The sequence below is a fragment of the Nonomuraea sp. SBT364 genome (assembly GCF_001083785.1).
GTDB lineage: Bacteria > Actinomycetota > Actinomycetes > Streptosporangiales > Streptosporangiaceae > Nonomuraea.
Genome location: NZ_LAVL01000190.1, coordinates 1 through 14,731, shown reverse-complemented (window position 1 = coordinate 14,731; position 14,731 = coordinate 1). Strand labels below are relative to the sequence as shown.

The window sequence follows — 14,731 nt, the reverse complement described above, 5'->3', positions numbered from 1 at the left end:
CGAACCGGTGAGAAAGTCCAGGTCGGCGCCCTGGTCGGCCTGGTTCACGTGGTCGATGTAGAGGCGTTCCCAGCCGCGTGCGGGCCGGGCGTGGCCGTTGGCCGCGGGCGAGTACACGTCGGTGAAGTCGCAGACGGAGCTGATGCGCGCCGAGATCGCCGTGGAGCGCCGGGAGCTGGCCCGCGATCCGGAGGGCGAGCGGGCCGAGCTGGCCGCGCTCTACCGCTCGCGCGGCCTGGACGCCGACCTGGCGGACCGGGTGGCGGCGGGCCTGTCGGCAGACCCCGAGCAGGCGCTGCGCGTGCACGTGCGGGAGGAACTGGGCGTGGACCCGGACGACCTGCCGTCGCCCCGGTTGGCCGCGGCCTCGTCGTTCGGCGCGTTCGCGCTGGGCGCCCTGGTGCCGCTGGCGCCGTTCCTGTTCGGGGCGTCGGGGCTGGTGCCGGCCGTGCTGCTGAGCGTGCTGGGGCTGTTCGGGTTCGGGGCGGTGGTGGCGGTGATGACGGCCCGCCCGTGGTGGCTGGGCGGCCTCCGCCAGCTCGCCCTCGGCGTCGGCGCGGCCGCGGTCACCTTCGGACTGGGCCACCTGCTCGGCGTGACCGTCGCCTGACCTGACCGCCCGGCTTTCCGCCCTCGGTCCTCCTGCGCGTACGGAAGACCCGGCGGCGACCATACGCGCGGGGGGTGGGTCAGGAGCGGACGGCGGTGGCGAGGTTGACGCCGAGGGCGACGAGGGCGGCGCCCGTGAGGCCGTCGAGCGTGCGGCGGACGGCGGGCCGGGCCAGCGCCCGGCGCAGCGCGCTGACGACGTTGGCCACGGTGAGGAACCACAGCACGGTCCCCGCCAGCGCGATCAGCGACAGCGTCAGCGTGTCGCCGAGCGACGCCCCCGCGGCGAGGAACTGGGGCACCAGCGCCACGAAGAACAGCGCCGCCTTGGGGTTGAGCACGTTGGTGAGCAGCCCTTCGGCGAAGGCCGCCCACGGCCCCCTGCCGCCCGGGTCCGGCACGTCGAGCGCGAGCCCGCCGCCGCCCTTGACCGCCGCGCGCAACGCCTTGCCGCCCAGGTAGAGCAGGTAGGCGGCGCCGATGACCTTGACGACGGTGAACGCCACGGCGGAGGCGGCCAGCAGCGCGGCGACGCCGGTGGCGGCGGCGACGACCCAGGCGAACACGCCGAGGGAGATGCCCGCGGCGGCGGCCATGCCGTGCCCGCGCCCGGAGACCGCCGAGCGGCGCACCACCACCGCGAAGTCCGGGCCGGGCGACATCGCGCCGAGCATCACCACACCGCCGAAGGCCACGATCTGCGTCAGAGAGGTCATGGCCCCAGCGTAAGGGTGATCACCGCTTGCGGCGGCCCCGGCGTTTGAGGATCGCGCGCAGGGTCAGCAGCAGCACGACGGCGACGGCCTGGCCGCCGAGCACGATGCGGTTGACGTCGACGGCGGGCTGCCAGCGGACGTCGCCGTCCTTGACGACGAAGACGCCGGCGGCGGTGGCGTGGACGCCGTAGCCGGCGCCGCTGCTCTCCCCGTGCCCGACGTCGCCCTGGCCGCCTCCGCCGCCGTGGGCGACCTTCGCGACCGGGATGATCATCAGATCCCCGTGCTCGATCGGGTCGCCGAACACACGCCTGATCGACGCGGCGTCCGTGGCCTGTTGCACCAGTCGCATGATGTCCATGCGGCCATGCTCTCCCCGCGGCGGTCGCGGCACCAGCCTCGTCAGACGCGCCTGCCGCGCAGCTCCCGGTAGCGGCGGACGAGGAGCTCGGTGGACGCGTCGGGGAGGGAGGCCGGCGGCTCGTCGGAGGTGAGCGCCGGGGCGAGGTCGAGCGCCATCTTCTTGCCCAGCTCGACGCCCCACTGGTCGAAGGAGTCGACGCCCCAGATGGTGCCCTCGACGAACACGGCGTGCTCGTAGAGGGCGACGAGCTGGCCGAGCGTGGACGGCGTCAGCTTGGGCGCGAGGATGGTGGAGGTGGGCCGGTTGCCCGGCATCACCTTGTGCGGCACGACGCCGGCCGGGGTGCCCTCGGCGGCGATCTCCCCGGCCGTCTTGCCGAACGCCAGCGCGGAGGTCTGCGCCAGCAGGTTGGCGGTGAGGATGTCGTGCATGCCCTCGTGGTCCTCGTGCGGCTGGGCGAAGCCGATGAAGTCGGCGGGGACGAGCCGGGTGCCCTGGTGCAGGAGCTGGTAGAAGGCGTGCTGGCCGTTGGTGCCGGGCTCGCCCCAGAAGATCTCGCCGGTGTCGGTGGTGACGGGGGTGCCGTCGGCGCGCACCGACTTGCCGTTGGACTCCATCGTGAGCTGCTGGAGGTAGGCGGGGAAGCGGTGCAGCCGCTGGCTGTAGGGCAGCACGGCGCGCGTCTGGGCGCCGAAGAAGTCGGTGTACCACACACCGAGCAGGCCGAGCAGCACCGGCATGTTGGCCTCGAACGGGGCGGTGCGGAAGTGCCGGTCGATGGTGTGGAAGCCGGCCAGCATCTCGCGGAACCGCCCGGCCCCGATCGCGATCATGAGGGACAGGCCGATGGCGCCGTCGTAGGAGTAGCGGCCGCCGACCCAGTCCCAGAAGCCGAACATGTTGCCGGTGTCGATGCCGAACTCGGCGACCTTGGCGGCGTTGGTGGAGACGGCGACGAAGTGCTTGGCGACGGCGTCCTCGCCGAGCGCGCCGACCAGCCACTGGCGGGCCACCTTGGCGTTGGTGAGCGTCTCCAGGGTGGTGAAGGTCTTGGAGCTGACCACGAACAGCGTCGTGGCCGGGTCGAGGTCGCGCAGGTTGCCGGAGATGTCGGCCGGGTCGACGTTGGAGACGAACCGGGCCTCGATGCCGGCGTCGACGTAGTCGCGCAGCGCCTCGTAGGCCATCGCCGGGCCCAGGTCGGAGCCGCCGATGCCGATGTTGACCACGGTGGTGATGGGCTGCCCGGTGGCGCCGCGCCACTCCCGGGACCTGACCCGGCCGGCGAAGTCGCTCATCCGGTCCAGGACGGCGTGCACGTCGGCGGTCACGTCCTGCCCGTCGACGACCAGCGCGTCACCGGCGGGGGCGCGCAGCGCGGTGTGCAGGACGGCGCGGTCCTCGCTGACGTTGATGTGCTCGCCGGTGAACATGGCCTCGACGCGCTCGCGCAGCCCGGCCCGCTCGGCCAGGCGCACCAGCAGGGCGATGGTCTCCCCCGTGGCGCGGTGCTTGGCGTAGTCGAGGTAGAGGTCACCGGCGGTCACCGTCATGCGGGCGGCCCGGCCGGGATCGTCCGCGAACAGCTCACGCAGGTGCCTGCCCGCCAGCTCCTCGTGATGCTTCTCCAGGGCCGCCCACTCCTGGCTCTGGGTGATGTCGCCGTTCACGTTTCCTCCTAGCGCCGCCAAACCGATCACATCGTCGAACCGATCACATCGTCCCGCACCCCCGTACCCCCGGGTCCCGATTCCGCGCATGGCGGAGCGGACATTTTGCCGGGTCAGTGGGATTCGCGGCCCACCGCGTCGCCGCTCGAACCGGTGAGAAAGTCCAGGTCGGCGCCCTGGTCGGCCTGGTTCACGTGGTCGATGTAGAGGCGTTCCCAGCCGCGTGCGGGCCGGGCGTGGCCGTTGGCCGCGGGCTCCCTGGCGTTCAGCTCGGCGTCGGGGATGTCGACGTCGAGCCGCCTGGCCGCCACGTCGAGCACGATCGGGTCGCCGGTGCGCACCCGCGCCAGGGGCCCGCCGGCGGCGGCCTCGGGCGAGGTGTGCAGGACGACGGTGCCGTAGGCGGTGCCGCTCATCCGGGCGTCGCTGACGCGGACCATGTCGCGCACGCCCTTGGCCAGCAGTTTGGCGGGCAGCGGCAGGTTGCCGACCTCGGGCATGCCGGGGTAGCCCTTGGGGCCGCAGCCGCGCAGCACCAGCACGGAGGTCTCGTCCACGTCCAGGTCGGGCGAGTCGAGGCGGGCGTAGACGTCCTCGACGCTGTCGAAGACGACGGCGCGGCCGCGGTGGCGCAGCAGCTCGGGCGAGGCGGCGGCGGGTTTGATGACGGCGCCCGTGGGAGCCAGGTTGCCGCGCAGGACGGCGATGCCGGCGTCGGGCAGGAGCGGGTCGGCGCGCCGCCGGATGACGGTCTCGTCCCAGATCTCGGCGTCGTCCAGGTAGCCGGACAGCGGCCTGCCGGTGACGGTGGGCTCGTCGTGAAGCAGGTCGGCGACCTCCTTCAGGAGGGCGCGCAGCCCGCCGGCCCGGTAGAGGTCGTCCATGAGGTGCCGGCCGGCGGGCTGCAGGTCGGCCAGCAGCGGCACGCCGGAGCCGGCGCGGTCGAAGTCGTCGAGGTCGAGCTCGACGCCGAGGCGGCCGGCGATGGCCAGCAGGTGGACGACGGCGTTGGTGGAGCCGCCGATGGCGGCGAGCGTGACGATCGCGTTGAGGAACGCGCCCCGCGTCATCACGCTGCTCGGCCGGCGGCCCTCGCGGACCAGGCCGACGACGAGGCGGCCGGTCTCGTGGGAGCGTTCGAGCAGGCGGCTGTCGGCGGCGGGGATGCCTGCGGTGCCGGGGATCGTCATGCCGAGCGCCTCGGCCATGCAGGCCATGGTGGAGGCGGTGCCCATCGTGTTGCAGTGGCCGCGGCTGCGGATCATGGAGGATTCGGAGTCGAGGAAGGCCTCGCGCGACAGCGTGCCGGCGCGTACCTCCTCGCTGAGCCGCCACACGTCGGTGCCGCAGCCGAGCGGGACGCCGCGGAAGTGGCCGGTGAGCATCGGCCCGCCGGGCATGACGACGGCGGGCAGGTCGACGGAGGAGGCGGCCATGAGCAGCGACGGGATCGTCTTGTCGCAGCCGCCGAGGAGGACCACGCCGTCGACGGGGTTGGCGCGCAGCATCTCCTCGGTGGACATGGCGGCCAGGTTGCGCCAGAGCATGGCGGTCGGGCGGACGTTCGTCTCGCCGAGGGACAGCACGGGCAGGTTGAGGGGGATGCCGCCGGCGGCCCAGATGCCGTCGGAGACGCTCCGGGCCACCTCGTCGAGGTGGGAGTTGCAGGGGGTCAGGTCGGACGCGGTGTTGGCGATCGCGATGTGCGGGCGCTCGCCGTCGAAGGCCTCACGCGGTAATCCCCGGCGCATCCAGGCACGGTGGATATAGGAGTTTCTGTCGTCACCTGAGTACCACTGCGAACTTCGTAGCGCCATGCACGCACCCTAACCGAGCGCTCAGCGCAGATCCCGAGCCAGGTCGCGGCCCGCGTACCGCTCGGCCATGGCCGCGACGTCCTCGGCGTCGACGTCCAGCGGGGCGGCGAAGACGGCCAGCGGCGTGCCGTACGCCATCATCCCCACGCTCAGCAGCCGCGACAGCGGCGTCATGCGGCGCCGCACGGCGGCGACGTCGCGCGGCATGAAGCAGATGACGGTCTCGCTGCCGCCCAGGGGCCGGTGGCCGCGGTGGACGGCGGTCAGCCGGACCCTGGCGACCTCCGCCCACCGCAGGTGGACGCCGTGCCGGGGGAAGGTGATCCCGTGCTCGTCCATGACGAGCACGGCGCTGGGCCACAGCCGGCGGACCGAGGCGTAGGCGAGCAGCCCGAACAGCAGGGTGTAGAAGATCGCGGGCGGCAGGTTCCCGGCGCGCGCCTGGAAGTAGACGCCCACCGGGATGATCGCCAGCACGAGCAGGACGGGGAACCAGAACACCAGCGCCTTGAGCGGCTTGACGCACACCGGCAGTTCCACGCCGCCGATCTCGATGTCGCGGACGTAGCGGCGGGCGGCGGCGAGCCGCTCGGCGCCCTGGGAGAAGTCCCATTCGACCCATATCCGCATCACGGAGGGGATGACGAAGATCGCGAGCGTTAGCGCCGCCCAGAGCAGGGGCGAGTCGGTGGTCACGCGCCCACGACAGCATATGGCGATTTAAGCCTGCTTTACGGCTGCTTTCGGCCCGCCGGGGCAGGGGCCAGGAATGGAGCATGTCGACGCATACTGGCGCGCCGCCAACTACCTGTCGGTCGGCCAGATCTACCTGCTGGACAACCCGCTGCTGGGCGAGCCGCTACGGCCCGAGCACATCAAGCCGCGCCTGCTCGGCCACTGGGGCACGACGCCGGGCCTGAACTTCTGCTTCGCCCACCTCAACCGGGTGATCCGGGAACGTGACCAGGACATGATCTACATCGCCGGTCCGGGCCACGGCGGCCCCGCGGCGGTGGCGCACTCCTGGCTGGAGGGCTCCTACACCGAGCGCTACCCGGACGTCACGCGGGACGCCGAGGGGATGCGGCGGCTGTTCCGGCAGTTCTCCTTCCCCGGCGGGGTGCCGAGCCACGTGGCGCCGGAGACGCCGGGATCCATCCACGAGGGCGGCGAGCTCGGCTACGCGCTGGCGCACGCCTACGGGGCCGCGTTCGACAACCCGGACCTGGTGGTGGCGTGCGTCATCGGCGACGGCGAGGCCGAGACGGGCCCGCTGGCGGCGAGCTGGCACTCCAACAAGCTGCTGGACCGCGAGCGCGACGGCGTCGTGCTGCCGATCCTCCACCTGAACGGCTACAAGATCGCCAACCCGACGGTCCTGGCCCGCATCCCGGAGACGGACCTGCGCAAACTCCTGGAGGGGTACGGGTACCGCCCGCACGTCGTCGGCCCCGACCACGGCGAGATGGCGGCCACCCTGGACGAGGCGTTCGAGGAGATCGCCGCCTACCGCGAGGGCGCGGACCGCCGGCTGCCGATGATCGTGCTGCGCACGCCGAAGGGCTGGACGGGGCCGCGCGAGGTGGACGGGCTGCCGGTGGAAGGCACCTGGCGCGCCCACCAGGTGCCGCTGGCGGGGGTCCGCGACAACGCCGAGCACCTGGCGATGCTGGAGGAGTGGATGCGTTCCTACCGGCCGGAGGAGCTGTTCGACGCCGGCGGGCGGCCGGTCGCGGGCATCCTGGCGACGGTCCCGGAGGGCGGGCGCCGGATGAGCGCCAACCCGCACGCCAACGGCGGCGAGCTGCTGTCGCCGCTGCGCCTGCCCGACTTCCGCAGGTTCGCCGTCGAGGTCAAGTCACCCGCCGGCCAGTCGAGCGAGCCGACCAGGGTCCTCGGCACGCTGCTGCGCGACGTGATCAAGGACAATCCGCGCACGTTCCGGCTGATGGGCCCGGACGAGACCGCCTCCAACCGGCTCGGCGCCGTCTTCGACGCCACCGACCGGGCCTGGAACGCCGAACGGCTGCCCACCGACGAGCACCTGGCGCCCGGCGGCCGGGTCATGGAGGTGCTGAGCGAGCACCTGTGCCAGGGCTGGCTGGAGGGCTACCTGCTGACCGGGCGGCACGGGCTGTTCAACTGCTACGAGGCGTTCATCCACATCGTCGACTCGATGTTCAACCAGCACGCCAAGTGGCTGGAGTCGTCGCAGAAGATCGCCTGGCGGCGGCCGGTGGCGTCGCTGACGTACCTGCTGTCGTCGCACGTGTGGCGGCAGGACCACAACGGCTTCAGCCATCAGGACCCGGGCTTCCTGGACGTCGTGGTCAACAAGAAGGCGTCGGTGGTGCGCGTCTACCTGCCGCCGGACGCCAACACGCTGCTGTCGGTCGCCGACCACTGCCTGCGCTCGCGCGACTACGTCAACGTGATCGTGGCCGGCAAGCAGCCGGTGCTCGACCTGTTCACCATGGACGAGGCCATCGCGCACTGCACCCGCGGGCTGGGCATCCTGCCGTGGGCCTCCAGCGACGCCGGCGCCGAACCGGACGTGGTGCTCGCCTGCGCCGGCGACGTGCCCACGCTGGAGACGCTGGCGGCGGCCGCGATCCTGCGCGAGCACCTGCCCGACCTGAAGGTGCGGGTCGTCAACGTGGTCGACCTGATGCGGCTGCAGCCGTCGTCGGAGCACCCGCACGGCATGTCCGACGCCGAGTTCGACACGCTGTTCACCACCGACAGGCCCATCATCTTCGACTTCCACGGCTACCCGACGCTGATCCACCAGCTCACCTACCGCCGCCGCGGCCACGCCAACCTGCACGTGCGCGGCTACAAGGAGGAAGGCACCACGACCACGCCGTTCGACATGGCCATGCTCAACGACATCGACCGCTTCCACCTGGTCATGGACGTCATCGACCGGGTCCCCGGCCTCGGCACCCGGGCCGCCCACCTGCGCCAGCGGATGGCCGACGCCCGGCTGCGGGCCCGCGCCCACACCCGCCTGCACGGCGAGGACGCCCCCGAGATCAGGTCCTGGACATGGCCGGGCACATCCTCGTCCTGAACACCGGCTCGTCCTCCATCAAGTACGAGCTCATCGACGTGCGGTCGCGGGCCAGGCCGGCCAGGGGCGCGGTCGAGCGGATCGGCGAGGACGAGGGCCTGCTGGCCCACCACGTGCCGGGCGCGGCCCCGTACGAGAGGAAAGGCCGCTTCGGCGACCACGAGCAGGGGCTGCGGGCGGTGCTGGCGGCCTTCCGGGAGGCGGGACCGGAGCTGGACCCGGTCGCGGTCGGGCACCGGGTGGTGCACGGCGGGACCCGTTTCACCGGTGCGGTGCTGCTGGGCGAGGCGGAGATCGCCGCGATCGAGGAGCTGGCGCCGCTGGCCCCGCTGCACAACCCGGTGAACGTCACCGGCGTGCGGGTGGCGCAGGCGGCGTTCCCCGGGGTGCCGCAGGTGGCGGTGTTCGACACGGCGTTCCAGCTGTCGCTGCCGCCGGAGGCGCACACGTACGCGGTGCCGCGCGAGTGGCGGGAGCGGTACGGGGTCCGGCGGTTCGGCTTCCACGGCACCTCGTGCGCGTACGTGTCGCGGCGGGCGGCGGCGTTCCTGGGCCGCGAGCCGTCCGCGCTGAACCTGATCGTGCTGCACCTGGGCAACGGCGCGAGCGCCACCGCCGTCGAGGGCGGCCGCAGCGCCGACACCTCGATGGGGCTGACGCCGCTGGAGGGCCTGGTCATGGGCACCCGCTCGGGCGACGTCGACCCGGCGCTCGCCGGCTACCTGTCGCGGGTGGCGGGGCTGGACGCCGCCGGCGTCGAGGAGGCGCTCGGCCGCCACGGCGGCCTGCTCGCGCTCGCCGGGACGGGCGACATGCGGGAGGTACGGTCCCGCGCCTCGGCCGGCGACGCGGAGGCGCGGCTGGCGCTGGCGGTCTACTGCCGCCGGATCCGCAAGTACGTGGGGGCGTACTACGCGCTGCTGGGCCGGGTGGACGCGGTGGTGTTCACCGGCGGCGTCGGCGAGCACGACGCCGCCACCCGGGCCGCCTCGCTCGGCGGGCTGGAACGGCTCGGCGTCACCGTCGACCCCGGCCGCAACGAGGCCGCCTCGGACGCCGAGCGGGAGATCTCGCCGCCGGGGGCGGAGGTGGCGGTGCTGGTCGTCCCGACCGACGAGGAATGGGAGATCGCCCGGCAGGCGCTGGAGCTGATCGGATGAGACCGGCCCCCGTGACGAGCTCGCTCACGGGGTGCTCCAGGGGACGGCGGGCACCCGGAACCCGACGGTCGCGCCGGGGAGCTCGGCGCGTTCGCGCATCTCGATCAGCCCGAGATGACCGGGGTCGGGATGCCGCTCCCGCACCCTGTCGAAGCCGTGGCCGTCGTCGCCCCCCAGACGTGCACGCCCTTGCTCCGCCGAGGCCGCCCGGACGGTCCCTGAGGATTCCCGGGTTCCGGGGTTCCCGGTGAGGGCTCGGAACAGCCGGGGACCGGAACCGCCACTGTGGCAGCCGGTCTTCGGCGGCCCGTCGCTCGAAGGCGTCATCCGGCCCGAGGCGGGGCTTGCCCCGGCCCGTCCCCTGCCGAGAGGTGCGAGAGCAGCGCCCCCGCGGCCGCCCTTGGTCGAAGGCTGGGGGTCTCGGCTCTCGGGGCCGGTGGAGTGGGCGCAGTGGCCTGTTTCCGGAGGGAGAGCCAGTTGTGCCCCTGGAGAGATTCGCCGGGGCGAAATCAGGAGGGAGCATTGGTAGGGTATTCGGGACATTTCCGGACTTGGATGGGTGGGATACACCGGTGGAGGTCGAGCAGACGGCGCTGCCCGGGATAGGGCTACGCCATGATTTCACCACCCAGTCCGGAAAGCGCGTCGGCGTCGTCTCGCACCGCACCGGCCGCCGCGACCTGGTGATCTACGACCGCGAGGACCCGGACCGGGCCTGCGAGGTCGTCAAGCTGAACGACGAGGAGGCCGACGCCCTGGTCGAGCTCCTCGGCGCGCCCCGCATCGTGCAGCGGCTCAACCAGGCGCACCAGGAGGTCGAGGGCCTGGTCAGCCTCCAGCTCCCGATCCCCCCGGGCTCCCCGTACGCCGACCGTCCCATGGGCGACGCCCGCGTGCGGACCCGCACCAGCGCGTCCATCGTCGCGGTGGTGCGCAACGGGCAGGTGTTCGCCAGCCCGAACCCCGGGTTCGTGTTCGCCGCGGGCGACATCGTCGTCGTCGTGGGCAGCGCCGACACCACGTCCGAGGTCGCCGACATCCTGGCCGAAGGTTAAGGGCCGCGGGTGCACCACACCGCTATCCTGTTTCTCGAATTCGGTGCCGTACTTCTTGGTCTGGGTGTGCTGGGCGCGCTGGCGTTGCGCGCCGGCATCTCGCCCATCCCCCTCTATCTGATCGCCGGGCTGGCCTTCGGGACCGGCGGCGTGCTGCCGCTGGCCACCAGCGAGGAGTTCATCTCCGTCGGCGCGGAACTCGGCGTCGTCCTGCTGTTGCTCACCCTCGGGCTGGAGTACAACGCCGACGAGCTCGTCACCAGCTTGAAGAGCAATGCCCGCGCGGGCATCGTCGACCTGGTGCTCAACGCAGCGCCGGGGGCGATCTGCGCCCTGCTGCTCGGCTGGGGGCCGGTGGCGGCGGTGGCGATGGCGGGTGTCACGTACGCCACGTCGTCCGGCATCACCGCGAAGGTGCTGTCCGACCTGGGGTGGATCGGTAACCGCGAGACGCCGACGGTGCTGTCGCTGCTGGTCTTCGAAGACCTCACCATGGCGATCTACCTGCCCGTGCTGACCGCCATGCTGGCCGGGCTGAGCCTGATCAGCGGGGCCGTCACGGTGGCGATCGCGCTGGGGACCGTGAGCGTGGTGCTCCTGGTCGCGCTCAAGTTCGGCAAGTGGATCGAGGCGTTCGTCTCCAGCCCGAACTCCGAGGTGCTGCTGCTGAAGGTCGTCGGGCTGGCGCTGCTGGTGGCCGGGCTGGCGCAGCAGCTTCAGGTCTCGGCGGCGGTCGGCGCGTTCCTCGTCGGGATCGCGCTGTCGGGCCAGCTCGCGCATGACGCGCAGGCGCTGCTCGCGCCGCTGCGCGACCTGTTCGCGGCCGTGTTCTTCGTCTTCTTCGGCCTGCAGACCGACCCGTCGAAGATCCTCCCGGTGGCCGGGCTGGCCGCCGCGCTCGCGCTGGTCAGCATGATCACCAAGCTGCTGACGGGCATGTACGCGGCCCGCCGGGCGGGGATCTCCAAGGCCGGTCAGGCGCGGGCGGGCATCGCGCTGGTGCCCCGGGGTGAGTTCAACATCGTCATCGCCGGCCTGGCGGTGGCGGCCGGGTCGCATCCCGACCTCGGGCCTCTCGCGGCGGCGTACGTGCTGATCCTGGCGGCCTTCGGCCCGCTGGCGGCCAAGCTGGTCCAGCCCCTCTTCGAGGCCATCGCCAAGCGCGCCTGACCCGCGGGGACGGATTTTGTCGGTCGGGGATGACAGGCTGGCCCTCCGCGTTCGCGACAAGGGAGCGACGAGGGAGCGACAGGGAGCACGGCATGCGGGAGAAGACGGAGCGCGAGCTGCCCGTGATCGTCATCGGGCGGGCGGAGGTGACGGGCTGAATGGCGGACCGCAAGCACGGCGTCCCCGCGCCGCCGACCGAGACGACGATCAGGTCCGCCGACTGGGACGGGCGCGAGCTCACCCGTGAGACCTACCAGCGGGTGCTGTTCGTCGACGTCGACATGACCGAGCTGATCGACCGGGGCTCGGTGTTCGAGGAGTGCACGTTCCGCAACGTGCGCTTCAACGTCTCCGAGCACGAGGACGCCCGGTTCGTCAACTGCACGTTCTCCCGCTCCTCGTTCTTCGACGCGACGTTCCGGGGGTGCAAGCTGACGGGCAGCATGTTCGACGGCTGCTCGTTCGGGCTGCTCAAGGCCGAGGGCGGCGACTGGTCCTTCGCCGGCCTGCCGGGCGCCGACCTGCGCGGCAGCTCCTTCCACGGCGTACGGCTGCGCGAGGCCGACCTGACCGGGGCCCGGCTGGACGGTTCGGAGATCAGGCGCTGCGACCTCTCGGGCGCCTGGCTGCACAGCGCCGACCTCACGGGCTGCGACCTGCGCGGCAGCGACCTGGGCAGCCTCGACCCGCACACCACGGCGATCGCCCAGGCCGTCATCGACCCCTTCCAGGCCACGGTCATCGCCGGCGCCCTGGGGTTCACGGTGTCCGACCAGTAGATTCGGGCCGCCTCGACCTCGGCCCGATTCAGGTCGCCTCGACCTCGGTCAGGAAGGCGTCGGCCGTGGCCCCGACGGGCTCGGGGAACTCGCCGTTGACGGCGTGCGACGGCCCGGGGCATGGGGAGCACCGACCCGAGGGAGACGACGACCTTCCGTACAGGCTCCAGCCGGGCCGCACCCGGCGCCGGCTTCCGGGGTCAGCCGGCGAGGGCGCCGGCGTGGTCCGTGAGGGCGCCGAGGGCTTCGGCGGTGGCGGTGTCGGCGGGGAGGTAGACGACGAGGCGCTGGTCGGCGTCCGCGAGCTCAAGGGTTTCCGTCGTCAGGCGCAGCTCGCCCGCCTCGGGATGGGTGACGTGGTGGACTTCGGCGCGAGGAGGCGCCGCCAGTGACAGGCGGTCGGTGAAGGCGGCGCCGGCGGTGACGGTGAGCTCGTTCACGAGGGCCCGGGCGGGCTCGTCGGCGAGCGCGGCGGCGCGCTTCAGCTCGACGGCCTGCTCGGCGGCGAGGCGCTCCCACTCGGGGTAGGCGGCCCTGGCCCGCGCGTCGGTGAACAGGTGCCGGGCCAGGTTGGGCGGGTCGCCGTCCAGGACGCCGAGAGGGCCGGCCAGCCGGTCGTAGCCGGTGGTGTGCGCGAGCACGTCGTACAGGCGGTTGAGCAGCACGGCGGGCGCGGGTTCGAGACGGGCGAGCACGGCCCTGACGGTGGGGCGGACGGCGCGGGCGGGAGGCGAGTCCATGCCGGGACACAGGGCGCTCCCGCCGCTGTTGACCTTGACGAGGTGGTGCAGGTGGAGGCGCTCCGCCGGGGGCAGGCGCAGCACGTCGGCGAGCGCGCCGAGCACCTGGGGCGACGGGTTGCGGTCGCGGCCCTGTTCGAGCCGGGTGAGATATTCGACGCTGACCCCCGCCAGCGTGGCCAGCTCGGCGCGGCGCAGGCCGGGGGTGCGCCGCCGGGCCCCGCCGGGCAGCCCCACGTCGGCGGGTCGGACGGCTTCGCGCAGGGTGCGCAGATAGGAGCCCAGCTCGTTGTCGCTCACGGGGATGAAGTGTACGGATCGGGCGGGCGCATCGTGGCCCCGGCAGGGCCGGTATCGGGCCGGTCTCCCTCCCGCTCCCCCGGCACGGCATCGTGGGACCGCGAGGTTCATGAGAAGGGTGTGAAGGTCATGCGTTATCGCTTGCTCGGCCGGACGGGGTTGCGGGTCTCGGAGCTGTTCCTGGGGGCCATGACGTTCCGTGAGGCGTCCCCGGACGTGCGCGAGATGATCGATCTGTACGCGGACGCCGGGGGGAACGTCATCGACACCGCCTCGGCCTACGGGGAGAGCGAGGAGGTCGTCGGGGAGCTGCTCGACGGGCGGCGCGACCGTTTCGTGCTGGCCACCAAGTACACGCTGAGCCGCGACGCCACCGATCTGAACGCCTCCGGCAACCACCGCAAGAACCTGGTCCTGTCGCTGGAGCACAGCCTGCGCCGGCTGCGCACCGACTACGTCGACGTGTTCTGGGTGCACATGTGGGACCGGCACACGCCGATCGAGGAGACGATGCGCGCCCTGGACGACGTGGTCCGTGCCGGGAAAGTGCTCTATGTCGGCATATCGGATGCGCCTGCGTGGGTGGTGAGCCGGGCCAACACACTGGCGGAGTGGCGCGGCTGGACTCCCTTCGCCGGGCTGCAGGTGCCGTACAACCTGCTGTGGCGCGACATCGAGCGGGAGCTGCTGCCGATGGCGGACGAGCTCGGGATGAGCGTGGCCACGTGGGGGCCGCTGGCCGGCGGCGTGCTGTCGGGCAAGTTCACCAGCGGCGCGCCCGTCGGCGCGGGCACGCGGATCGCGCCGGGCTCCGTCGGCGAACGCGAGCACGCGGCGGCGCGGGCGGTGCTGGAGGTCGCGGCGGAGCTCGGCGTCACGGCGTCGCAGGTGGCGATCGCCTGGACCATGGCCCGCTCGCGCGCCGTCCACCCCATCGTCGGCGCCAGCGGTCCCGCCCAGCTCAGGGACAACCTGGGCGCCGCCGCCGTCACCCTGCCCGGCGACGCGCTGCGGACGCTGGAGGCGGCGGTGCCGTTCTCGCTCGGGTTCCCGCTCGACTTCATCGGCGACGCCTCCTCCCCCACCCTCGGCAGCGCCTACACCCTCCTCGACGGCCGCTGACCCCACCCACCGCCACCAACCCGGCCTCACCGGAGGGAGCACGGCCGGAAAGAACCCTTCCGGGGAGGCGGCACCGCCTGGTGAGAAGGCGCCAGGAAGCGGACCACCGGAGAGAAGGCGCCGTCGTAGGGGGGCGGAGGAGGCGCCGTCAGGAGG

13 protein-coding genes are annotated in these 14,731 nt (G+C 72.7%); 7 read left to right on the top strand and 6 right to left on the bottom strand.

Annotated elements, in window-relative coordinates; all coding sequences use genetic code 11:
* Nucleotides 1-97 precede the first annotated feature (97 nt).
* Nucleotides 98-610, top strand: a complete 513-nt coding sequence (locus ADY59_RS41550) for a VIT1/CCC1 transporter family protein (RefSeq protein WP_049574993.1) — start codon at nt 98-100, stop codon at nt 608-610.
* 79 nt (nt 611-689) lie between these two features.
* Here ADY59_RS41550 and ADY59_RS41545 read toward each other — a convergent pair whose 3' ends face one another.
* The 5 genes from ADY59_RS41545 to ADY59_RS41525 all read right to left on the bottom strand — a co-directional run bounded on the left by ADY59_RS41545 (nt 690) and on the right by ADY59_RS41525 (nt 5,872).
* Nucleotides 690-1,325, bottom strand: a complete 636-nt coding sequence (locus ADY59_RS41545) for a LysE family translocator (RefSeq protein ID WP_049574990.1) — start codon at nt 1,323-1,325, stop codon at nt 690-692.
* 19 nt (nt 1,326-1,344) lie between these two features.
* On the bottom strand, nt 1,345-1,686 hold the full coding sequence (locus tag ADY59_RS41540) for a GerW family sporulation protein (protein WP_049574987.1): 342 nt from the start codon (nt 1,684-1,686) through the stop codon (nt 1,345-1,347).
* A gap of 41 nt (nt 1,687-1,727) precedes the next feature.
* Nucleotides 1,728-3,359 (bottom strand): glucose-6-phosphate isomerase, encoded by a 1,632-nt coding sequence (pgi, locus tag ADY59_RS41535; protein WP_049574985.1) that lies wholly within the window; start codon nt 3,357-3,359, stop codon nt 1,728-1,730.
* A gap of 113 nt (nt 3,360-3,472) precedes the next feature.
* Nucleotides 3,473-5,176, bottom strand: a complete 1,704-nt coding sequence (locus tag ADY59_RS41530) for an IlvD/Edd family dehydratase (protein ID WP_049574982.1) — start codon at nt 5,174-5,176, stop codon at nt 3,473-3,475.
* Between the two features lie 21 nt (nt 5,177-5,197).
* Nucleotides 5,198-5,872 carry a hypothetical protein gene (locus ADY59_RS41525; RefSeq protein WP_049574980.1) on the bottom strand — a complete coding sequence of 225 codons (675 nt, stop codon included), beginning with the start codon at nt 5,870-5,872 and terminating at the stop codon, nt 5,198-5,200.
* Nucleotides 5,873-5,945: 73 nt separating this feature from the next.
* On the opposite strand from ADY59_RS41525, the gene ADY59_RS41520 reads away from it, so the two are divergent.
* The 5 genes from ADY59_RS41520 (at nt 5,946) to ADY59_RS41500 (ending at nt 12,413) form a co-directional block, all read left to right on the top strand.
* Nucleotides 5,946-8,249, top strand: coding sequence for a phosphoketolase family protein (locus ADY59_RS41520; RefSeq protein WP_049574977.1), 2,304 nt, complete (start codon nt 5,946-5,948; stop codon nt 8,247-8,249).
* Complete coding sequence (locus ADY59_RS41515; protein WP_049574975.1) at nt 8,225-9,409, top strand: acetate/propionate family kinase; 1,185 nt, start codon at nt 8,225-8,227, stop codon at nt 9,407-9,409. The genes ADY59_RS41520 and ADY59_RS41515 overlap by 25 nt, the downstream gene beginning before the upstream one ends.
* Nucleotides 9,410-9,981: 572 nt before the next feature.
* Entirely contained in the window at nt 9,982-10,464 is a 483-nt protein-coding gene (locus tag ADY59_RS41510) for a cation:proton antiporter regulatory subunit (protein ID WP_053175642.1), read from the top strand.
* A 9-nt stretch (nt 10,465-10,473) separates the two neighbouring features.
* A complete protein-coding gene (locus ADY59_RS41505; protein ID WP_049574974.1) occupies nt 10,474-11,634 on the top strand; it encodes a cation:proton antiporter in 1,161 nt (386 codons plus the stop codon).
* A gap of 158 nt (nt 11,635-11,792) precedes the next feature.
* Entirely contained in the window at nt 11,793-12,413 is a 621-nt protein-coding gene (locus ADY59_RS41500) for a pentapeptide repeat-containing protein (RefSeq protein ID WP_049574973.1), read from the top strand.
* Between the two features lie 200 nt (nt 12,414-12,613).
* On the opposite strand, the gene ADY59_RS41495 is transcribed toward ADY59_RS41500, so the two are convergent.
* Nucleotides 12,614-13,453 carry a helix-turn-helix domain-containing protein gene (locus ADY59_RS41495; RefSeq protein WP_049574972.1) on the bottom strand — a complete coding sequence of 280 codons (840 nt, stop codon included), beginning with the start codon at nt 13,451-13,453 and terminating at the stop codon, nt 12,614-12,616.
* A gap of 129 nt (nt 13,454-13,582) precedes the next feature.
* Here ADY59_RS41495 and ADY59_RS41490 point away from each other — a divergent pair, with 129 nt between their 5' ends.
* Entirely contained in the window at nt 13,583-14,575 is a 993-nt protein-coding gene (locus ADY59_RS41490; protein WP_049574995.1) for an aldo/keto reductase, read from the top strand.
* The last annotated feature ends 156 nt before the right edge of the window (nt 14,576-14,731 follow it).

Excerpts from the sequence above, each read along its gene's own strand:
- ADY59_RS41530 (WP_049574982.1), bottom strand. The coding sequence starts at position 5,176 with ATGGCGCTACGAAGTTCGCAGTGGTACTCAGGTGACGACAGAAACTCC.
- ADY59_RS41540 (WP_049574987.1), bottom strand. The coding sequence starts at position 1,686 with ATGGACATCATGCGACTGGTGCAACAGGCCACGGACGCCGCGTCGATC.
- ADY59_RS41515 (WP_049574975.1), top strand. The coding sequence starts at position 8,225 with ATGGCCGGGCACATCCTCGTCCTGAACACCGGCTCGTCCTCCATCAAG.
- ADY59_RS41500 (WP_049574973.1), top strand. The coding sequence starts at position 11,793 with ATGGCGGACCGCAAGCACGGCGTCCCCGCGCCGCCGACCGAGACGACG.
- ADY59_RS41490 (WP_049574995.1), top strand. The coding sequence starts at position 13,583 with ATGCGTTATCGCTTGCTCGGCCGGACGGGGTTGCGGGTCTCGGAGCTG.
- ADY59_RS41545 (WP_049574990.1), bottom strand. The coding sequence starts at position 1,325 with ATGACCTCTCTGACGCAGATCGTGGCCTTCGGCGGTGTGGTGATGCTC.
- ADY59_RS41520 (WP_049574977.1), top strand. The coding sequence starts at position 5,946 with ATGGAGCATGTCGACGCATACTGGCGCGCCGCCAACTACCTGTCGGTC.